The following is a 19,924-nucleotide window of genomic DNA, read 5'->3' as shown; positions in this document are numbered from 1 at the left end:
GGCGTCAGGAGACCGACAGCTGGGTCAGGTCGGCGAACCAGGACTGCGGCTGGACGAAACCGGTGACGTTCGGGGCGAGCACCCGGGGGTTCTTGTCGTTGACGACGACCAGCCACGGGGAGTCCTGGCCCATGAGAACGGCGGCCTGGGCGTAGATGTCGGACCGTTCCTTGTCGTCCAGGACGGTCTTGGCTTTGGCGAACAGGGCGTCGACCTCGGGGTTGGAGTACTTGCCGGCGTTGACGCCCGACTGGCTGCCGAACCACAGCGACCAGAAGCCCTCCTGCTGGAAGGACAGCGAGATGTTGAGGGCGTCGGCGTCGTCGGGGATGCGACCGGCGAAGAAGTCGGTCAGCATCGAGGCCCACTCGACCGGCTTCAGCTCGACCTTGACGCCGATCTTGGCCAGGTCGGCCTGCAGGGCCGTGTTCATCGGGGTCGGCACCATGTTGCCCGAGCCGCTGGTCGGGTAGGACAAGGTCATGGTGAAGCCGTCCGGGTACCCGGCGTCGGCCAGCATCTGCTTCGCCTCGGCCGCGTCGAACCCGTAGATGTCGTTCTCGGCCCGGTAGGCGGCGTTGGCGTGCGGGGCGATCTGCAGGGCCGGTTCGGCGGTGTCGTTGAGGATGTTCTTGACCAGCGAGTCACGGTCGATGGCCCAGTTGAGGGCTTCGCGCACCTTGGGGTCGTTGAACGGCGCCTTGGTGGTGTTGTAGACCCACGGCCACACGTGGTCGTAGGAGTTGGTGAGGACCTGGAAACCCTCACCGGACAGGGCGGGGACGTCGTCCGGCGGCGGGACCTCGATCCAGTTGACTTCACCGGAGCGCAGGGCGGCGACCCGGGCGGTGGCGTCCGGGATCGGCCGGAGGATGACCTCGTCGACCTTCGGTCGTCCGTTCCAGTAGTTCTCGTTGGCCTTCATCGTCAACTGCTGGCCGCGCTCCAGCGAGACGAACTGGAACGGCCCGGTGCCGACCGGGTTCTGGCCGAACTGCTCGTTGCCCAGTTTCTTGATGGCGGTCGGGCTACCGAAGTAGACGGTCGCCAGGTCGTTGGGCAGGTACGACCACGGGCCCTTCGTCTTGATGACGATGGTCGAGTCGTCGACCTTGGAGAAGGAGTCGATGCCCGAGATCGACAGGCCGCCCTGGGCGTTCAGATCGGGGTAGTAGTGGTCCGTCCCGGTGTCGATGTAGCGCTCGAGGTTGAAGATCGCGGCGTCGGCGTTCCACGGCGTGCCGTCGTGGAACGTGACCCCCTGGCGCAGCTTGAAGGTCCACTCGGTGAGATCGGCGTTCGCTTCCCAGCTCTCGGCCAGGTCCGGCACGATCGGCGGGATCTGGTCGCCCTTGGTGAGGTCGAATCTGGTCAGACCGTCGTAGAGCTGGTTACCGACGAACCGCAGACCCTCGTAGCCCTGGCCCTGGGCCAGACCGGTGTCCAGCAGGGGGATGTCGGAGGCGGTCATGGCGACCACCAGGGTGTTGTCGGCACTGCCGCCGCTGGTGCCGGCGACCTGGGCCGACCCCTTGCCGCAGGCGGCGAGGCCACTGGTCAGGACGACGGCGGCGGTGGCGGTGGCGGCCACCCGCAGCAGAGTGCGTCGTCGGAAGGTGGAACGAGAACGTGGCGGTGCGGTCTCGTGCGGTCGGATGGTCTCGTCCATCGGGGGCGGTTGTCCTCTCGGGTGATCGGGAACGCAGGATGGGGTGGCCGTGCACCGTCGATCGGCCGGGGTCCCGTCGGTCGTGGTGAGGGTGCGACGGGACGGTCGGACGGCCGGTGGCCGCCGACAGGTTCGGTGGTGGGGTGTGGGGTGGGCGGCTCAGGCGGCGAAGAGCGAGCGGCCCGGGGTGGCCGCGAGCAGGGCCGCGGTGTACTCGTGCTGCGGATGGGCCCAGACCTCGCTGGCCACGCCCGATTCGACGACCTGACCGCGGTAGAGCACCACGACGGTGTCCGAGATGTGTTCGACGACGGCCAGGTCGTGGGAGATGAAGACGAAGGCGACGCCGGTGTCCCGCTGCAGGTCGGCCAGCAGGTTGAGAACCTGGGCCTGGACGCTCTTGTCGAGCGCCGAGACGGCTTCGTCGCAGATCACCAGCCGCGGATCGGTGGACAGCGCCCGGGCGATCGCCACCCGTTGCAGCTGGCCGCCGGACATCTCGTGGGGGTACCGGGCGGCGTGTGCCGCCGTGAGGCCCACCCGCTCGAGCAGGTCGTGCACCCGCCGGCTGCGCTCGTCGGCCGGGATGCCATGGGCGCGCATGTTGAACTCCATCGACGACGCGATCGTCAGTCGCGGATTCAGCGAGGTCTGTGGGTTCTGCGGGACCACCTGCAGCCGGGCCCGTAGGCGGCGCATCTCCCGCTTGCTCCGGGTGGCCAGATCGGCGCCCTCGAAGGTGACCGTGCCGCTGTCCGGGGTGAGCAGGCCGAGGATCATCTTGGCCGTGGTCGACTTGCCCGAGCCGGATTCACCGACGATGCCGAGGATCTCGCCCGGGGCGACGGACAGGGAGACGTCGTCGACCGCCTTGAAGGCCCGGTCGCCGGATCCGAACGTCTTGCCCAGGTGGTCGGCGCGCAGCAGCACGGTGTCCTTCGGCCCGGGTTGGGCCGGGATCCTGGGTGCGGTGGTTCCGGTCATCACGCGACCTCCTGCTCGTTCTGGTGGGCGGTGGCGGGGGTGACCGCGACCAGGTCGCCGTCGATGGCAGCGGACCAGCCGACCATGGTCGGGAGGGTGCCGCGGGGCACCCCCGGGCGGGGCTGGGCGGCCAGCAGGCCGGCGGTGTAGGCGTGCTGCGGGTTGCGCAGGACGTCCCGCGCCGCGCCGGACTCGATCAGCTGACCCGCGTACATCACCCCGACGTGGTCGCCGTAGTCGGCCGCCACCCCCACATCGTGGGTGACCATCAGCACCGCGGTGCCGGTGTCGCGGCGCAGATCGGCGATGAGGTCGAGGATCTGCGCCTGCACCGTGACGTCCAGGGCGGTGGTCGGCTCGTCGGCGATGAGGATCTGCGGGTCGCAGCTGACGGCGATGGCGATGACCGCCCGTTGGCGCATGCCGCCCGAGAGTTCGTGCGGGTAGCTGCGGGCGACCCGGCCGGGCTCGCGGATGCCGACCTGCTCCAGGAGCAGTTCCGTGCGGGCGGCCGCGGCCTTCTTGGTGCTCTCCAGCCGGTGGACCCGCAGGACCTCGGCGATCTGGGAACCGATGGTCTGCAACGGGTCCAGCGCGCCGGTCGGATCCTGGGGGATCAGGGCGATGTCGGCACCCCGGAGGTTGCGCATCTTGCCCTCCGGCAGGTCGAGCAGCTCGATGCCGTTCATCCGGACCGAGCCGGTGATGACCGCCGACGGGCCGTACAGGCGGAGGATGGAGCGGGCGGTGACCGACTTCCCGGACCCGGACTCGCCGAGCAGCATCAGCGTCCTGCCCCGTTCCAGCGTGAAGGACACGTCCCGGACGATCGGGGTGACCTGCTTGCCCCGGCGGAAGGAGGTCTCCAGGTGCGACACCTGCAGGGGGGCGACGGCGGGCATGTTCATCGGGAGCTCCCCCGGACGTCGAGAAGATCGCGCAGGCCGTCGCCGAGGACGTTAAAGGCGACCGAGGCGATGAGGATGGCCACCGCCGGGATGGCGGCGAGGATCGGCGCGTTGTAGATGTACTGCGTGTGGTCGCTGACCATCAGGCCCCACTCGGCGGTCGGCGGCGAAACCCCCAGTCCGAGGAACGACAGACCGGCCGCGTAGACGATGGACAGGCCGATCAGCGAGGTGCAGTAGACGACCACCGGCGGAGCGACATTGGGCAACACCTGACGGACGGCGATGGCCACCGGGCCTGCGCCCGACGCCCGGGCCGCCTCCATGTAGTCCAGGCCCACCAGGCGTCGGGTCTCCGTCTCGGCGACCCGCGCCACCGGCGGGACCAGGATGACGGCCAGCGCGATGATCGCGTTGGAGATCCCCGAACCCAGCGCGGCCGCGATCGCGATGGCCAGCAGGACGGCGGGGAAGGCGTAGAAGACGTCCAGCGTCCGCATGATCGTCTTGTGGGCCCAGGGCCGGACCAGGCCGGCGGCGATGCCCAGGGCGGACCCGATCACCGCGGCGAACAGCACCGGCACCAGACCGGCCAGCAGCGACAACCGGGTACCGACGACGAGACGGGCCAGCACGTCGCGTCCCTGGCCGTCGGTGCCGAGCAGGTGGCCGGGACTGAACGCGGGCTGCAGCCGGTCCGAGGTCTCGCCGACGTTGGGGTCGGAGACGAACCACGGCCCGACGACGGCCGTCAGGACCAGGAAGCCGATGACGCCGAGCGCGATCCAGGAACTGACCGGCATCCTCCGGCGCCGACGGCGGACGGCCGGCGCCTTCGGGGGCGGGGCCGACGCGTCGACCGCGCCGGCGGTGGAAACCACGGTGGTGGTCACGGGGACTCCTGTCGAGAACTGTTGCGGGACGTAGACTTCGGGGCAGCGTCGAGCCGCGGGGGTCGGCGCGCACCGGTTGCGGCGCCGGGGTGGACGGCCGGGTGGGCGCTCAGGCGGTGCGGACCCGGGGATCGAGCAGGCCCTGGACGACGTCGACCAGGAGGTTGAGCAACACGAAGGCCAGGGCCGAGACCAGCACCCCGGCCTGGATGACCGGCAGGTCCCGCTGGCTGATCGACTGATAGACCAGCAGTCCGATGCCGGGCCAGGCGAACACCGCCTCGACGAAGATGACACCGCCCAGCAGGTAACCGATCTGCAGGCCGACCACGGTGAGCAGGGACGGCACGGTGTTGTGGAAGGCGTGCCGCATGACGCGTCGCCGGCTGTATCCGCGGGCGGTGAGGGCCTCGATGAAGTCCATGCTCATCACGTCGCGGACCGAGCTGCGGAACATCCGGGCGATGATGCCGGCCGGCACCAGGGCCGCGGTGATGGTCGGCAGTACGAGATGCCAAAGCAGGTCGGCGAAGTCGCCGCCGCCGCGTGGGGTGTACATGCCGCTGACCGGGAAGAGTCCGGCCCCGGCCGCGAGCCAGATGATCAGCAGCAGACCCACCGAGTACTGCGGGACCGAGATCGAGAACAGGGCGAAGGCGTTGCCGATCCTCGCGCTGGGCCTGCCGTCGCGCAGGGCGGTCAGCGCACCGATCGCGACGCCCAGGATCAGCGAGACGATGGCCGCGGACAGGGTCAGGATCAGCGTGTTCGCCAGCGCGTCGAGCACGATGGGGGCCACCGCCTGCCGGCGGGCCAGGCTGTCGCCCAGGTCCCCGGCGAAGGCGGACGTCAGCCACGACCAGTACTGCACCGGCCAGGACTGGTCCAGGCCGAGCCGCTGCTCGAGCGCGGCCTTGGCCTCGGGGGTCCCGGTCGGGCCGAGCAGCGCCGAGACCGGGTCGCCCGGAATGATCTTGATGGTCAGGAAGATGACGATGGAGACTCCGACCAGGGTCGGTATCGCCAGCAGCAGTCGTTTGCCCGTGTAGGAGAGCACGTCAGTTCTCGCTTTCGGCGTCGCGCGGCCGGCGGGCACGCCGCCGCGGGAGTTGGGCTCGGAGCACGACGCGATCGCCGCGCACGCGGGCGAAGCCGTACTCCAGGGGCACGCCGGTGTGGTCCCGGATCAGTCGTTCGAAGAGCATCAGCGGGTCGCCGGGGGCCACCGCCAGCAGGCGGGCGTGGTGCGGGTCGGCGATGGTGGCCTCGACGGCCTGGTCGGTGACGCCGAGTTCGATCCCGGCGTCCTCGTAGAGCGAGTACCACTCGGTGACCCGTTCGGCCCGGGCCAGGACAGGCAGCAGAGCGGTGGGGGTGTAGGACGTGCAGACGTAGTAGGGCGAGTCGTCGAAAAGCGTGATGTATTCGACGATTCCGCACGCCGCGCCGGCGGGGAACCGGAGTTTGGCCGCCACCCGCGGCGGAGCCGGTTCTTCGGTCATGCTGAGGATGCGATGCGCGACCACCTGACGGCGGGAGGGACCGTGGAGATGGTCGAAGGCGTGCCGCACCTTGGAGATGACCGCCGAGGTGCCGGTCCCCTGGGTGCGGGTGACCAGACCCTCCGTACGCAACATGCCCAGCGCGTCCCGGATGACCTGCCGACTGGCCGAGTACGCCAGCATCAGTTCGGCTTCGCTGGGCAGGGGGCCGGTCCCGATCTCCTCGTCGACGATCGCGGACCGCAGCAGGTCACGGACCCGGCGCGCCGCCGCCAACCGGCGATCGGTGCGAGGATCCGTCCTGGAGAGGTTCATGGGAAAACAGTGAGGTCCGGCCATGTCTGGACAACCGCGCCGCAGTAACGCTCCAGTTACGCCGGAACCGGGGTTAGTCGCGGGCCTGTGAGCTGCGCAAAGACCCGAATGGGTGTCGATGCCGCCGTGAGATCCGCCTGATCCGCCGGAAGTCGCCGCCATTGTGCGGGAAAAGGAGCTCGGCTATCCGGACATCGGTATGGAAAAGGGCGCCGATTGTGCGTCATGCGAACGGCGGATGGCCGCTGCATTTCCCGACGAGTCAGTCGACGGTGTCGACCCCGGCCCGCGACTGATGGAAAGCCCAGGCGTCGGCGACCATTTCGGTCAGCGTGCGCTCGGCCCGCCAGCCCAGCCGCTCGGCCGCGCGCTCGGCCGAGGCCACCAGTTGGGCGGGGTCGCCGGCCCGGCGGGGGCCGACGGTGTACGGCACCGGGCGACCGGTGACCTGCTCCACGGTGGCCAGCACGTCCCTGACGCTGTAGCCGGAGCCGTTACCGAGATTGCAGATGAGATGTTCGCCGGGTTCGGCCGCGGTCAGCGCGAGCACGTGGGCCCGGGCCAGATCGGCCACGTGCACGTAGTCCCGTACCGGGGTGCCGTCCTGGGTGGGCCAGTCCTCGCCGAAGACGGTCAGCGGCGGACGCGTGCCGTCCACCGCGCCCAACGCGTTGGGGATGAGGTGGGTCTCCACGGCGTGCCGCTCGCCCGCGCCGAACGAGGCCCCGGCCACGTTGAAGTACCGCAGCGACACCGCGGCCAGATCGGTGGCCCCGCACTCTCCGGAGATCATCAGGTCGACGGCCAGTTTGCTGGCCCCGTACGGGTTTCCGGGCCGGGTGGGCGCGTCCTCGGTGATCGGCACCGATTCCGGTTCGCCGTAGGTCGCCGCGCTGGAGGAGAAGACGAGCCGGGGGATCCCGTTCGCGGTGATCGCGTCGAGCAGGGCGCGGGTGCCGACGACGTTGGTGCGCCAGTACAGCGACGGGTGCTGCACGGACTCGCCGACCAGTGACTTGGCGGCGAAGTGCAGCACGGCGTCGATGTCGCGACCGGCGAGGAAGTCGGCGGCATCGGCGATGTCGGCCTGCACGAAATCCGCCGACGGGGGGACCGCGTCGGCGTGCCCGGTGGAACAGTCGTCCACCACGAGGACCTCGTGGCCCTCGTTCAACAGCAGGTTGGCGACCACCGAACCGATGTACCCGGCCCCACCGATGACGACGGTCCTCATCACTGCCCTCCGTGCCGGATCTCGACGGACCGGCGGCGTCGCGCCGGCCGTCAGCAGCGTAGAGGGGGCTCCTGAGCGCCGGCCCAGCATCGGGCCGGGGTCATGCGGACGGGGTCTGCTCCGCGGCCGGGATCCGGTCGACCGTGACGACGCGGTGCAGCGCGAACACCCGCACCTTGCTGCGGAGCACGTCGAAGGCGACCAGGGAGCCGTCGAACAGGTTGACCGGTTCCACCCGTCGACGGGTGGTGGTGCCGTCCGACTCGGCGTACCCGATCCACACCGCCCCCCGCTCCTCGATGGCCGACGCCAGCAGGGCGACCGTCTCGGCCGGACCGCGGTCGGTCGGCCGGTCACCTCGGGCGGCGGCCCGGTCGGCGCTACGCATCCGACCGACCAGGTCGGCCAGCTGCTGGGCCGGGACCACCGGCGGTTCGGTCCAGCCCCGGTGCGGGGTGGCCTCGGCCGTGACCCGGTGCGGTCGGGGTCGGATGTCGACCACCGTGCCGGCGGCATCCTCGGCTGCCGGGTCGAGTCCCGCACCCCGCAGTGCGGTCAGCAGTTCCTCGCCGGCGGCGGTGCTGATCGCCACCGTCGGGGCGAGCCGCCGCAAGGGCACCGCCAACGCGGCGGTCGCCGCGATGGCCTGGTCGATGAGGGCCGGGTCGTCGCTGCGCAGGTACGTCGCGGCCGCGCCCACCCGCAGCACCCCGTACCGGCGGGCCACGTCGTCGACGAGGTAGGTCAGGGCCTGGGGGACCGGTGTGGCCGAATACGTGGTGAACAGCTGGTGCAGGTCGGCGGCGGTCACCCCGCGATCCAGCGCCCGCCGCAGCGATTCCGGGGTCACCCGGAAGACGGTGGCACTGCCGGCCGACTCGACGTCGGCGCTCTCGGCCAGCCGGCCGGCCAATTCCGGGGTGAGCCGACCGGGGGCCACCACCGTCAGGTCGGCCTGCACGAGGAACTGCTCGACCGGCGCGGGCAGAGCGGCGGTCAGGGCCCGCGCGGCGGTCTCGGTGTCCGCGTCCAGCAGGGCCCGACCGGCCGTGGTGAGCGCGTCGAACGCCACGATCCCGATGGACGTGGCCTCCCGCAGCGTCGAGGACAGCACCGCGGCCCGGTGCTCGGCCGGGCGCAACGGTGAGCGCCACCCGAGCAGGTCGGCCAGGGCCGCCTCACCCATGCCCGAGCCGGCGGGCAGGGCGGCGAGCTCCCGCAGGACCGACCGGCGTTCGGCCGGGCCGCGGGTCCACGCCACTTCGGCGGCCAACGGGGTGATGACCTTGCCGGACACGTCGCGGGCCCCGATCCGCCCCGGATTGCGGCGCAGATCGAGCCAGGTCAGGGCGAGCAGGGCCCAGGCGTTCTCCTCCGGGCCGGCCCACAGCGCGTCGACCAGCGAGGTCGGCGTCCAGGACGGCGCCCCCCAGCTCGCGGCGCCACGGGCCGCCCGGGCCGGTACCCGCGGATCGGACGTCCCCAGCAACCCGGCCGCGGCCAACACCTCGATGTCGAGGGCGGCGACGTCCTCCTCGACCCCGACCGTCCGTGCGATGCGCCGCAGGTCCCGCACGCCCATCCCACCGGATTTCAGCTGCGGGGCCGGATTGGCCCCCACCGCCTCCAGCAGCCGGTGCCAGCGGTCCAGGGCCGCCAGCGCCTGGCCGCCACCGGTCCCGTCGACGGTGGCCACACCGCGGTCGACGACGCCGGCGGACGGTGCCACCGTCCGCACCGGACCCAGCGGGTGATCACCGCGCAGGGCCAGTCCCACCTCCCGCGGTAGTTCCACCGTGTCGGGATCCACCCGCCGGAGCAGGCCGGTCTGCACGAGATCCTTCACGGCCCGGGCGACCGGACTGGACGAACGGCCCATACTGCCGCGCGGCGTCCCCGCGTTGAGCTTGTCCAGCACCGCCCGATCGGCGGCGGACAGCTGGGCCAGCCGTTCGGCCGCCTCGGCCGGGGTCACCGAGCCCGGGGCGCCCAGGCCGGCCGGGTGCGGGCCCAGCGCCGCGGCCACCGCCGGCGGGAGCAGCAGCTCGCCGTCGTCGGTCCGTCGGACCAGGGCCAGCGACTCCAACTGCACCAGCACCGGGGACACGTCGTCGGCGTCGACGCCACTGCCGAGCAGTGCGACGACCCGCTCGGGAGGCACCGCCCGGCTGTGGGCCTCGGCCACGGTCAGAGCGGTGAGCACCAGCACCGCGAACGCGTCCAGGCCCTCCATCGCCCGCCACACCGACGGACTGGTGTTGAGTCGACCGGCCAGGACGGCGAGGTCGGTGGGCGCCGGCACCGCCAGGTCGGGCCGGGAACGCAGCAGGCCGACGATCTCCTCGTCGGTGCGGGCGCGCAGCCAGTCCAGGGTCGAGACCATTCCGACCACGGTAGTGAATGGGGCCCCACCGCCCGACCGGCTGCGACCGGGAAGCACGGGACGATCGACACACACGGGGCACGGCCGGGTGCGCGGACGCGGCCCGGTGCGGGACACTGGGGGCGGACCGCCGACCGGCGGCGTTGACACGTCATCAGGGAGGGCCTCGTGGCCGGCAAGCGAAGCAAAGGGGTCGACCCGACGTGGCCCGAGGCGGCCGAGGGCGAGCACGTCGTGACCGAGCTCCACACCCACGTCCAGGGCGCGCTGTCCCCGTACGGCGACATCGAGTTCCCGCTGCCGTCGGTGCCCTACGAGCACCCGACGACCGTCATCAACCGGTAGTCCCGTTCCCGAGCCGGTCCCGGTCGCCGGGCTGATCCTGGCGGCGGGGTCGGGCCGGCGCTACGGCACGCCCAAGGCGCTGGTCGACACCGGCGACGGCCCGTGGGTCCTGCGGGCCCTGGCGGCCGTCGAGGGGCTGCCCCGGCGCCTCGTCGTCGTGGGTGCGGCCGGCGACGAGGTGACCGCGCTGCTGCCGGACGGCGTCGTCGCGGTCGACAACCCCGACCACCGCACCGGTCTCGGATCGAGTCTGCGCGCCGGACTGGCCGCGGCGGCCGACGACCCGGACACCACCGCTGTCCTCGTGCTGCTGGTCGACCTGCCCGACGTGGGTCGTCCGGTCGTCCGCCGGGTGCTCGACGTCGTCGCCGACGCGGCCGACCCGTCGGCGCTGCTGGCCCGGGCCACCTTCCTCGGGCGTCCCGGGCATCCCGTCGTCCTCGGCCGCGACCACTGGGCCGGAGCGGCGGCCGCCGCCGTCGGCGACACCGGCGCGAACGGCTACCTACGCCGGCACCCCGTCCGGTCCATCGAGTGCGGGGACCTGGCCGGGGGCGCGGATGTGGACCGCCCGGCGGGCATACGCTGACCCGGCCTCACCCCCGAGCCGCGGGCCACCGCCCGCGAAGGAGCAGCGCGATGGCGATACCCGGACCCGGTTACTCGATCACCATGCGGATCCAGGCGCCCCCCTCGGCCGGTGCCGCCGGCGACCTCACCACCGCGGTCGGCCGGGCCGGCGGCGTCATCACCGCGTTCGACGTCGTCGAGTCGACGGCCCAGCGGATGGTGGTCGACCTCTCGGCCAACGCCCAGTCCGGCCCGCACGCCGACGAGATCCGGGCCGCCGTCGACGCCCTCCCCGACGTGCACGTCCGCAAGGTCTCCGACCGCACCTTCCTGGTTCACCTCGGCGGCAAGATCGAGATCGCGTCCAAGGTGCCGCTGCGCAACCGTGACGACCTCTCCCGCGCCTACACCCCCGGGGTCGCCCGGGTCTGTCAGGCCATCGCCGAGAACCCCGACGACGCACGCAGTCTCACCATCAAGCGGAACACCGTCGCCGTCGTCACCGACGGCACCGCCGTGCTGGGCCTGGGCAATCTCGGCCCGGCCGCCGCCCTCCCGGTGATGGAGGGCAAGGCGGCGCTGTTCAAGAAGTTCGCCGGGGTCGACGCCTGGCCGGTGTGCCTGGACACCACCGACACCGAGGAGATCATCCGCACGGTGCAACTGATCGCCCCCGTGTACGGCGGCATCAACCTCGAGGACATCGCCGCCCCACGGTGTTTCGAAATCGAATCCCGGCTGCGGGACCTGCTGGACATCCCCGTGTTCCACGACGACCAGCACGGCACCGCCATCGTCGTCTCCGGGGCCCTGCGCAACGCGCTGCGGGTGGTCGGCAAGGACATCTCGGACTGCCGCATCGTCGTGTCCGGGGTGGGCGCCGCCGGCAACGCCATCATCCGGTTGCTGCTGCACCAGAACCCCGCCGACATCATCGCCGTGGACATCGAGGGCTGCGTCCACCGGGACCGCCCGGGCATGGACCGCAACCTCGCCGAGGTCGCCGCCGCGACCAACAAGGCGGCGGTGACCGGCACCCTCGCGCAGGCCGTTCGCGGGGCGGACGTGTTCATCGGCGTCTCCGCGCCCAACATCCTGAAGGCCGAGGACGTAGCCACCATGGCCGACGACGCCATCGTCTTCGCGCTCGCCAACCCGGACCCGGAGATCGACCCGCTGGCCGCACAGGCCCACGCCGCCGTCGTCGCCACCGGACGCTCGGACTTCCCCAACCAGATCAACAACGTGCTCGCGTTCCCCGGGGTCTTCCGCGGACTGCTGGACGCGCAGGCCCGGGACATCACCGACGCCATGCTGCTGGCCGCCGCCGACGCCATCGCCAACGTGGTGTCGCCGGAGCAGCTCAACGCCTCGTTCATCGTGCCCAGCGTGTTCGACGACCGGGTGGCCAAGGCCGTCGCAGCCGCGGTGGCCGGCGCGGCCACCCGGCAGGGCGTCGCCGGTGACCCGGTGGACGAACGGACGCAGACCGCGGCCGTGGGGGAGACGGTATGAGCGCGACGAACAGCGAGCTGAGCCACACCGACGCCCACGGGGCCGCCCGGATGGTGGACGTCTCCGACAAGCAGCCGACCTCCCGCACCGCGGTCGCCACCGGGGTGGTCCGCACGACGGCCGAGGTGGTCGGCCTGCTGCGCCGGGACGGTCTGCCCAAGGGCGACGCGCTGGCCACCGCCCGCATCGCCGGGATCATGGGCGTGAAGCGGACTCCCGACCTGATCCCGCTCTGCCATCCGATCGCCGTCTCCGGGGTCACCCTCGACCTGACACTGCAGGAGACGGAGGTCGCGATCACCGCCACGGTGCGGACCACCGACCGCACCGGCGTCGAGATGGAGGCCCTGACCGCCGTCGCCGTCGCCGGGCTCACCCTGCACGACATGATCAAGGCCGTTGACCCGGCCGCCGTCCTCGACGCGATCCGGGTGGACCGCAAGGACGGCGGCAAGACCGGCAGCTGGACCCGGCCGGGGGACCGGTGACCGCGGCGGGCCGGACCGCCGTGGTCGTCATCGCCTCGACCCGGGCGGCCGGCGGGATCTACGCCGACCGCACCGGCCCGGTGATCCGCCAGTGGCTGCTCGACCGCGGGTTCGACGTCCCGGAACCGGTGGTGGTCGCCGACCGCAGCATCGGGTGGGCCATCAACGGGGCGCTGGGGTCCGACCTGGTGATCACCTCCGGCGGCACCGGCATCTCGCCGACCGACGCCACCCCGCAGGCCACGGCCGCGATCCTCGACTACGAGATCCCCGGGCTGGCCGAGGCCATCCGCCGGGCCGGCGCGCAGGCCGGGGTCTCGACCGCGGTGCTCTCCCGGGGCCTGGTGGGCGTCGCCGGCCGCACCCTCGTGGTGAACCTGCCCGGTTCGACCGGCGGAGTTCGCGACGGACTTGCCGTCCTGGATACGGTGCTCGCGCATGCCCTGGACCAGCTCCGCGGCGGCGACCACCCCAGCTCGGGGGGCAGCGGCCCCGCGACGGACCGCTCGGAGGATGCCTGATGGCCGGACGTGTGACCCTGGCCCGGGTGACCGGTGACCCGATCAGCATGTCGGCCCACCTGGTCGCCGTGGAGCACGCGCGCAGCGGCGCCGCGGTGACCTTCAACGGCATGATCCGCGACCACGACGGGGGCCGCGCGGTCGTCGCCCTGGAGTACGAGGCCCACGAGACCGCCGCCGCCCTGCTGCTCGAGGTGGCCCGGGAGATCGCCGCCCGGGACGGCGTCGTCGCGGTCGCCGTCTCGCACCGGACGGGAGCACTGCGGATCGGGGACGTGGCGCTGGCCGCCGCGGTGTCCGCCGAACACCGGGGCGAGGCGTTCGCCGCCTGCGGTGACCTGGTCGACGAGGTCAAGGCCCGCATCCCGATCTGGAAGCGTCAGGTCTTCGCCGACGGCACCGACGAGTGGGTGAACTCGGCGTGAGCGCCCCCGCATCGGACATCGAGGTCGTCGACGCGACGGAGCGCTCCCGCTTCGAGATCCTGGTCGACGGGGCACTGGCCGGGTTCACCGAGTACCAGGACCGGGGTGACGGGCTGCTGTCCTTCCCGCACACCGAGATCGACCCGGCCTACGGCGGGCGCGGTCTCGGCGGCACCCTCGTCGGCCGGGCCCTGGCCGCCGTCGACGAGCGGGGCCAGCAGATCCTGCCGTTCTGTCCGTTCGTCCTGAAGTACGTGCAGCGGCACCCCGATCTGGTCCGGCTGGTGCCGGAGGACCGGCGGGAACGGTTCGGTCTGTGATCGCGCCGCAGGGTGTCGGTCCGGTCACGGTAGATTAGTCAGCATGCTGAGGGGGTAACCCAGAAGGCATGGCCGTCAACACCCCCACCCCCGCCGCCACCCGCTCCGCCGCGCTGGAACCCCGCGACCGCGCCCGTCTGATCACCGTGACGGTGAGCGAGGTGCTGTGCGTCCTCGGCACCCTGCTCGGGGTCGGCGTCTTCGGGGGCCAGGCCGTCAACCAGACCGCCGGCGGGGCGTTGTCCGCCGACGCCACCCTGCTGGCCCCGGCCGGCCCCGCGTTCTCCATCTGGTCCGTGATCTACCTGGGGCTGGCCGCCTACACCCTGTTCCAGTGGCTGCCGTCGCAGCGGGCGGCCGAACGGCAGCGCCGCATCGGCTGGCTCGTCGCCGCCTCCATGCTGCTCAACGCCGGGTGGCTGCTGGTCGTCAGCTTCGCGCCGCTCTGGCTGAGCGTCGTCGTCATCGCCGCCCTAGTCCTGGTCCTCGGCCTGATCATCCGCGAGCTCGCCCGCACCCCCTCCTCGGGCCTGCTCGAGACGATCGTCGTCGACGGCACCCTCGGCCTGTACGTCGGCTGGGTGAGCGTGGCCGTCTGCGCCAACGTGACCGCGTTCCTGGTCGCCGAGGGCATTCGCGTCGAGGGCTTCGCCGGTGAGGTCATCGCCGCCGCGGTGCTGGTGGTCGCCGCGCTGATCGCGTTCCTGCTGCTCCGCGCCAGCCGCGGCAACCTCGCCATCGGCGCCGCCATGGCCTGGGGCGTCGCCTGGATCGCCGTCGGGCGGCTCTCCGGCGCACCCGAATCGCTGACCACCGCCATCGCCGCGCTCATCGTCGCCGTCGTCATCGTGGTGCTCACCATCGCCGCCCGGGCGGCCGCCGCGGGCTGGCCACGCTCGGCCCACTGAGGCCGCTCACGGGCCGAGGACCCGGTTCGGGTTACGCCCAGGGCGCAGAGGGGCCCGCCGGGGGAAGCTGAAGCAAGCGGGCCGCGTTGGCCGCTGTCGGGTCCCGTCGTCGTCGGGCCCGGACGGGAGGATCACGATGTCCGGAGCCCGCATGGGCGCGCCCGGTGGCGGGATGTCCGCCTGGCGGATGGCCCGGCAGGACAGCGGGGTCGTCCGGCACCGGCTGGCCCCGGGAACGGTGCGTCGGGTACTTGCCTTCGCCCGCCCCTACCGACGGGAACTCACCGCGTTCCTGCTGATGACCGTGCTCTCGGCCGGGATCGGGGTGGCCACCCCGCTGCTGGCCGGCGAGGTCGTCAACGTCATCACCTCCGGCGGCACCGGTCGCACCCTGGCCGTCGTCGTCGCGATCATCGCCGGCCTGGCCGTCCTGGACGCCGCACTGTCGCTGGGGGAACGGTGGTACTCGGCCCGCATCGGTGAAGGGCTGATCTTCGACCTGCGCACCACCGTGTTCGAGCACGTGCAACGGATGTCGCTGGCGTTTTTCACCCGCACCCAGACCGGGGCGCTGAACAGCCGCTTCACCAGCGACATCATCGGAGCCCAGCAGGCGTTCACCTCGACGCTGTCCGGGGTCGTCACCAACGTGATCGCCCTCGTCCTCACCGCCGCCGTCATGTTCACCCTGTCCTGGCAGATCACCCTCATCTCGCTGCTGCTGCTACCGGTCTTCGTCCTCCCGGCCCGTCGCGTCGGGCGCCGACTGCAGGCCCTCACCCGGGAGCGGTACGACCTCAGCTCGGCCATGAGCACCACCACCGTGGAACGGTTCAACGTCTCCGGAGCCCTGCTGGTCCAGCTGTTCGGCCGCCCCGAACGGGAGGCCGCGGCCTTCGCCGACCGCGCCGGGCGGGTCCGCGACATCGGCGTCACCACCGCCATGTACGGGCAGGTGTTCCTCGTCGCCCTCTCCCTGGTGGCCGCGCTGGCCACCGCCCTGACCTACGGCCTGGGCGGTGCACTGGCCCTGGGCGGCTCCCTGGAACCGGGCGCCGTGGTCGCGCTCGCCCTGCTGCTGGCCCGGCTCTACGGGCCGCTCACCGCGCTGTCCAACGTGCGCGTCGACATCATGAGCGCGCTGGTGTCCTTCGAGCGGGTCTTCGAGATCCTCGACCTCCCGCCGCTCATCACCGACCGCCCCGGAGCCCGGCCGTTGCCCGTCGGTGGCCCGGCCGACGGGGCGCCCGACGTCGAATTCTCCGACGTGCACTTCGCCTACCCGGCCGCGGACGAGGTGTCCCTGGATTCGCTGCAGGGCCGCGGTGACGGCGGCTCCGGTCCCGGCGACGGGGTGGACCATGCGCCCGCCCACCCGGTGCTGCACGGAGTCAGCTTCCACGCCCGCCCCGGCCAGCTCGTCGCGCTGGTCGGACCGTCCGGGGCCGGTAAGACCACCATCTCGCAGTTGGTGCCCCGCATCTACGACCCGGAATCCGGTGCGGTCCGCATCGCCGGGATCGACCTGCGCGACGCCACGATCCAGTCCGTACGCGACGCCGTCGGGGTGGTCGCCCAGGACGCCCACCTGTTCCACGACTCGATCCGCAACAACCTGCTCTACGCCCGCCCGGAGGCCACCGACGACGACCTGATCGCGGCGCTGCGGGCCGCGCACATCTGGGACCTCGTGCAGACCATGCCCAGCGGCCTGGACACCCTCGTCGGCGATCGGGGCCACCGGCTGTCCGGCGGGGAGAAGCAGCGGTTGGCGATCGCCCGGCTGCTGCTCAAGGCGCCGTCCGTCGTGATCCTCGACGAGGCGACCGCCCACCTGGACAGCGAATCCGAGGCGGCCGTGCAGCAGGCGCTCGCCGCCGCCCTGACCGGCCGGACCTCGCTGGTCATCGCCCACCGGCTGTCCACGATCCGCAGCGCCGACCAGATCCTGGTGGTCGACGAGGGCCGCATCGTGCAGCGCGGCACCCACGACGAGCTCATCGCCCAGGGCGGTCTGTACGCCGAGCTGTACCGCACCCAGTTCGAGGGGCGGGCGCCCGATCGGGAATGGACCGTGTCGGATTCGTCGTCACTGGGTACCGGCAGCAGGTACGGATCATTCCGGGAGCCGCCGGCCCCGGCCCACCACCACGGGAGGAACGCCATGGGTATCGGAGACAAGATCTCGAACGCGGCCGAGAACGTCGTCGGGAAGGCCAAGGAGGCCGCTGGCAAGGCCACCGACAACCACGACCTGCAGGCCGAGGGCCAGGCTGACCAGGCTTCGGCCAACGCCAAGCAGACCGGCGAGAAGGTCAAGGACACCGCCAAGGACGTCTTCGGCCGCTGACCTGCCGAGTGACCGCAGGGCCCCGATCCGCATGCGGATCGGGGCCCTGCGGCGTTGCGGGGACTGAGGGTGATCCGGCCGCGGTCAGCGGGCGGGGTTGGTGGTGGCCTGACGGGCGACCAGCAGAGCGACCAGGGCGCCCAGCGGGGCCAGCACCAGCAGCAGGAGCCAACCGCCGCCGTTCGAGCCGATCGATCCGAGAAGCATCAGGACCAGGCAGGTGATGACGCCGGCGTAGGCCCACCCGCTCGAACCCACCGTCGACAGACGGACGGCACCGATGAAGCAGAGCGCGGCCACCACGAGGAACAGGACGGTGCTCAGCGCGAGGTTCGTGCCGGTCTCGCCCAGGCCCCGGCTCGAGGTCGAGAAGCCAGAGGACAACCCGTCGAATTCCCGCGCGAGAGCCTGGGTGAAGACCAGCGCGATGCAGGCGACGGTCGCGAAGCCGGCGCTCAACACGCCCGTCAGGTAGGTCAGCGCGACCGCGACCATCCCGGCGTTCGACGGGGTGCGCGGGGCCGGTGCCTGGCCGCTCATCCACCCGGTCGGGGCGGCCGGTCCGGGCGGCATCACCGGCCCGCCCCAACCGGGCTGAGCCGGAGGGAACCCCGGCTGCGGGGCCGGACCCCACTGCTGATTCGGGACCGCCCAGTGGGGGTTCTGCGGGTCGGAGGGGTAGGTCACGGGTGCGTCTCTTTCCGCTCGGGCCAACTCAGGCTGCCGTTGTTCCGGCGCCCGAAGGCTAGCGGTCGGCCCGAGGCGGTGCCCTGCCTTCGGTGTCCGCTGTGGGCAACCGCCATCGACGGCGAACCAGGGCTGGGAACGACGATGGCCCCGACCCGGATCGGGTCGAGGCCATCGTGCTGCGTGCCGGTCAGCTCATCGGGGTCCGGGGACCTTGATGGGCAGCTTGGCGCCGGCGCTCTGCGCGGTGAGCGCGGTGAAGTAGGTCAGCGCCGCCGTGGTCAGCAGGGCCAACCAGACGCCCAGGCTCGGGCCGGCGGAGGCGGTCGCCGAATCGAACCCGTAGGACGCGCCGCGATTGAGGAACGTCTGGATCAGCACGATGACCGTCAGGACGAACGACGCGGCTGCCCCGTAGACCAGCCAGTCCGGTCGCACCTGGCCCGGCCGGACGATGCCGATCTGCTGCAGGAGATAGATGACCCCGACCGCGACCGCAAGCAGGATGGGCAACCACCACCACAGGTTCCACGCGTTCAGCGACACCGAGATGAAGCCGAAGCTCGCCGACCAGAACGGGAAGAAGCTGACGATCAGCGTCAGGGCGGCGGCGCCCAGCACACCCCAGCCCGCGATCGTGACCTTCGACGGGTCGAAGCTGGCGGCTCGCGGCGGGGTGGGGTACTGCCCCTGCGGGGCATAACCGGGGGCACCGTACTGCGGCTGGGGGGCTTGGCCGGGTGCGCCGTAGGACGGCATCTGTCCGGGGGCGCCGTAGCCGGCGGGCGGACCGTAGCCCGGCTGCGGAGCGCCGTACTGGCCCTGCTGGGGCGCACCGTACTGGCCGTACTGCCCGCCCTGTGGGGGTGCGCCGTATAGGCCGCCCTGCGGGGCTCCGTACTGGCCGTACTGCCCGCCCTGTGGGGGTGCGCCGTACTGGCCGCCCTGCGGGGCTCCGTACTGGCCGTACTGACCGCCCTGTGGGGGCGCGCCGTACTGGCCGCCCTGCGGGGCTCCGTACTGGCCGTACTGCCCGCCCGACTGTGGAGCGCCGTACTGGCCCTGGTCGGACGACGGCGCGCCGTACTGCCCGGTCTGGGGGGCGCCGTACTGGGTGGTCTGTCCGCTCTGCGGGGCACCGTACTGCGGTGCCTGGTCGCCGCCCTGGGGGGCGCCGTACTGGGGCGCCTGCCCGCTCTGCGGGGCCCCGTACTGCGGTGCCTGGTCGCCCTGGGGGGCGCCGTACTGGGGCGCCTGCCCGCTCTGCGGAGCGCCGTACTGGGGCGCCTGCCCGCTCTGCGGAGCGCCGTACTGCGGGTCCTGGTCAGTCTGTGGCGCACCGTACTGGGACGGCTGATTGCCCTGCGGAGCGCCGTACTGCGCAGACCCGTACTGCCCACCCTGCGGGGCGCCGTACTGCCCACCCTGCGGGGCGCCGTACGGGCTCGATCCGGGTGGAGGACCGTACTGGGTCGGCTGCGACGACGAAGGGGTGTAGCCGGCGGGGGGTCCGTAGGAACCGGAGTCACCGGGAGACGGCGCCTGGTAGGTGCGGGTTGCCGCCGCGTCATCGGACGGGGTGTCCCAGCCGGACGGGGCGCCCTGCTGGTCCGACGTGGTGAACGACGAACCGGGCGCGCCGGCGGACGAGCCGGACGACGCGTCCGCTGCGCCGGTGGGCCGATCGTTCGTCGATTCCGGCGAGTCCGAGCCGGAAGACGGATGGGACATGGAGTCCTCCTGGTCTGTGCTGGTCAACGGCCGCTCCCGCCGGGCCGTGACGGGCAGCAACCAGTTCGAGACGCTATCGCCCGGCCCGGATACATCGGTGACAGACACGCCTGACCGGCCGTGTGCTGCTGACCTGCGCAATTTCCCGTGCGCGGGGTGCCGAATCCTGGGCGGCG

Annotated in this window: 19 protein-coding genes; 9 read left to right on the top strand and 10 right to left on the bottom strand. The window is 72.1% G+C overall.

Translation table 11 applies throughout. From position 1 onward, the window contains the following. Positions 1–4 precede the first annotated feature (4 nt). From FDO65_RS10670 to FDO65_RS10635, 8 genes are all read right to left on the bottom strand, one after another. Positions 5–1,669, bottom strand: coding sequence for an ABC transporter substrate-binding protein (locus tag FDO65_RS10670; protein ID WP_137449265.1), 1,665 nt, complete (start codon positions 1,667–1,669; stop codon positions 5–7). A 159-nt stretch (positions 1,670–1,828) separates the two neighbouring features. After that, complete coding sequence (locus FDO65_RS10665) at positions 1,829–2,653, bottom strand: ATP-binding cassette domain-containing protein (protein WP_137449264.1); 825 nt, start codon at positions 2,651–2,653, stop codon at positions 1,829–1,831. Further along, positions 2,653–3,561 carry an ABC transporter ATP-binding protein gene (locus tag FDO65_RS10660; RefSeq protein WP_137449263.1) on the bottom strand — a complete coding sequence of 303 codons (909 nt, stop codon included), beginning with the start codon at positions 3,559–3,561 and terminating at the stop codon, positions 2,653–2,655. Before FDO65_RS10660 ends, FDO65_RS10665 begins: the two co-directional genes overlap by 1 nt. Next, positions 3,558–4,454 (bottom strand): ABC transporter permease, encoded by an 897-nt coding sequence (locus FDO65_RS10655; RefSeq protein ID WP_205849895.1) that lies wholly within the window; start codon positions 4,452–4,454, stop codon positions 3,558–3,560. Before FDO65_RS10655 ends, FDO65_RS10660 begins: the two co-directional genes overlap by 4 nt. 109 nt (positions 4,455–4,563) lie before the next feature. After that, complete coding sequence (locus FDO65_RS10650) at positions 4,564–5,511, bottom strand: ABC transporter permease (protein WP_137449262.1); 948 nt, start codon at positions 5,509–5,511, stop codon at positions 4,564–4,566. Position 5,512: 1 nt separating this feature from the next. Beyond that, positions 5,513–6,271, bottom strand: a complete 759-nt coding sequence (locus tag FDO65_RS10645; RefSeq protein WP_137449261.1) for a GntR family transcriptional regulator — start codon at positions 6,269–6,271, stop codon at positions 5,513–5,515. Positions 6,272–6,533: 262 nt separating this feature from the next. Next, positions 6,534–7,505, bottom strand: a complete 972-nt coding sequence (galE, locus tag FDO65_RS10640; protein ID WP_137449260.1) for a UDP-glucose 4-epimerase GalE — start codon at positions 7,503–7,505, stop codon at positions 6,534–6,536. Positions 7,506–7,605: 100 nt separating this feature from the next. Beyond that, a complete protein-coding gene (locus FDO65_RS10635) occupies positions 7,606–9,888 on the bottom strand; it encodes a helicase-associated domain-containing protein (protein ID WP_137449259.1) in 2,283 nt (760 codons plus the stop codon). A gap of 168 nt (positions 9,889–10,056) precedes the next feature. Between FDO65_RS10635 and FDO65_RS22150 the strand changes: the two genes are divergently transcribed. The 9 genes from FDO65_RS22150 to FDO65_RS10595 all read left to right on the top strand — a co-directional run bounded on the left by FDO65_RS22150 (position 10,057) and on the right by FDO65_RS10595 (position 17,330). Beyond that, complete coding sequence (locus FDO65_RS22150; protein WP_205849894.1) at positions 10,057–10,233, top strand: hypothetical protein; 177 nt, start codon at positions 10,057–10,059, stop codon at positions 10,231–10,233. Between the two features lie 31 nt (positions 10,234–10,264). Further along, entirely contained in the window at positions 10,265–10,822 is a 558-nt protein-coding gene (locus tag FDO65_RS10630) for a nucleotidyltransferase family protein (protein ID WP_137449258.1), read from the top strand. Positions 10,823–10,872: 50 nt separating this feature from the next. Beyond that, positions 10,873–12,318 (top strand): NAD-dependent malic enzyme, encoded by a 1,446-nt coding sequence (locus FDO65_RS10625; protein WP_137449257.1) that lies wholly within the window; start codon positions 10,873–10,875, stop codon positions 12,316–12,318. Then, complete coding sequence (moaC, locus tag FDO65_RS10620; RefSeq protein WP_137449256.1) at positions 12,315–12,806, top strand: cyclic pyranopterin monophosphate synthase MoaC; 492 nt, start codon at positions 12,315–12,317, stop codon at positions 12,804–12,806. Before FDO65_RS10625 ends, moaC begins: the two co-directional genes overlap by 4 nt. After that, entirely contained in the window at positions 12,803–13,327 is a 525-nt protein-coding gene (locus FDO65_RS10615; protein WP_137449255.1) for a MogA/MoaB family molybdenum cofactor biosynthesis protein, read from the top strand. Before moaC ends, FDO65_RS10615 begins: the two co-directional genes overlap by 4 nt. Beyond that, on the top strand, positions 13,327–13,752 hold the full coding sequence (locus FDO65_RS10610) for a molybdenum cofactor biosynthesis protein MoaE (RefSeq protein WP_137449254.1): 426 nt from the start codon (positions 13,327–13,329) through the stop codon (positions 13,750–13,752). Before FDO65_RS10615 ends, FDO65_RS10610 begins: the two co-directional genes overlap by 1 nt. Then, entirely contained in the window at positions 13,749–14,072 is a 324-nt protein-coding gene (locus tag FDO65_RS10605; RefSeq protein ID WP_205849893.1) for a GNAT family N-acetyltransferase, read from the top strand. The genes FDO65_RS10610 and FDO65_RS10605 overlap by 4 nt, the downstream gene beginning before the upstream one ends. A 68-nt stretch (positions 14,073–14,140) precedes the next feature. After that, complete coding sequence (locus FDO65_RS10600) at positions 14,141–14,980, top strand: tryptophan-rich sensory protein (RefSeq protein WP_205849892.1); 840 nt, start codon at positions 14,141–14,143, stop codon at positions 14,978–14,980. Positions 14,981–15,116: 136 nt separating this feature from the next. After that, positions 15,117–17,330, top strand: coding sequence for an ABC transporter transmembrane domain-containing protein (locus FDO65_RS10595; protein WP_137449253.1), 2,214 nt, complete (start codon positions 15,117–15,119; stop codon positions 17,328–17,330). Between the two features lie 84 nt (positions 17,331–17,414). Here FDO65_RS10595 and FDO65_RS10590 read toward each other — a convergent pair whose 3' ends face one another. Continuing rightward, entirely contained in the window at positions 17,415–18,017 is a 603-nt protein-coding gene (locus FDO65_RS10590; protein WP_137449252.1) for a hypothetical protein, read from the bottom strand. 195 nt (positions 18,018–18,212) lie between these two features. Further along, positions 18,213–19,748: a hypothetical protein gene (locus FDO65_RS22510; protein ID WP_137449251.1), complete on the bottom strand. Its 1,536-nt coding sequence runs from the start codon at positions 19,746–19,748 to the stop codon at positions 18,213–18,215. Positions 19,749–19,924: the final 176 nt, after the last annotated feature.

It is taken from the genome of Nakamurella flava (assembly GCF_005298075.1).
GTDB classification, from domain to species: domain Bacteria; phylum Actinomycetota; class Actinomycetes; order Mycobacteriales; family Nakamurellaceae; genus Nakamurella; species Nakamurella flava.
The sequence above is the reverse complement of the archived record's forward strand: the minus strand, read 5'-3'. Positions and strand labels throughout refer to the sequence as shown.

Bases quoted from the DNA above. Each gene is read 5' to 3' on its own strand.
- FDO65_RS10660 (WP_137449263.1), bottom strand. From the start codon at position 3,561: ATGAACATGCCCGCCGTCGCCCCCCTGCAGGTGTCGCACCTGGAGACC.
- moaC (WP_137449256.1), top strand. From the start codon at position 12,315: ATGAGCGCGACGAACAGCGAGCTGAGCCACACCGACGCCCACGGGGCC.
- FDO65_RS22510 (WP_137449251.1), bottom strand. From the start codon at position 19,748: ATGTCCCATCCGTCTTCCGGCTCGGACTCGCCGGAATCGACGAACGAT.
- FDO65_RS10665 (WP_137449264.1), bottom strand. From the start codon at position 2,653: ATGACCGGAACCACCGCACCCAGGATCCCGGCCCAACCCGGGCCGAAG.
- galE (WP_137449260.1), bottom strand. From the start codon at position 7,505: ATGAGGACCGTCGTCATCGGTGGGGCCGGGTACATCGGTTCGGTGGTC.
- FDO65_RS10635 (WP_137449259.1), bottom strand. From the start codon at position 9,888: ATGGTCTCGACCCTGGACTGGCTGCGCGCCCGCACCGACGAGGAGATC.
- FDO65_RS10645 (WP_137449261.1), bottom strand. From the start codon at position 6,271: ATGAACCTCTCCAGGACGGATCCTCGCACCGATCGCCGGTTGGCGGCG.
- FDO65_RS10670 (WP_137449265.1), bottom strand. From the start codon at position 1,669: ATGGACGAGACCATCCGACCGCACGAGACCGCACCGCCACGTTCTCGT.
- FDO65_RS10595 (WP_137449253.1), top strand. From the start codon at position 15,117: ATGTCCGGAGCCCGCATGGGCGCGCCCGGTGGCGGGATGTCCGCCTGG.
- FDO65_RS10610 (WP_137449254.1), top strand. From the start codon at position 13,327: ATGGCCGGACGTGTGACCCTGGCCCGGGTGACCGGTGACCCGATCAGC.
- FDO65_RS10600 (WP_205849892.1), top strand. From the start codon at position 14,141: ATGGCCGTCAACACCCCCACCCCCGCCGCCACCCGCTCCGCCGCGCTG.
- FDO65_RS10625 (WP_137449257.1), top strand. From the start codon at position 10,873: ATGGCGATACCCGGACCCGGTTACTCGATCACCATGCGGATCCAGGCG.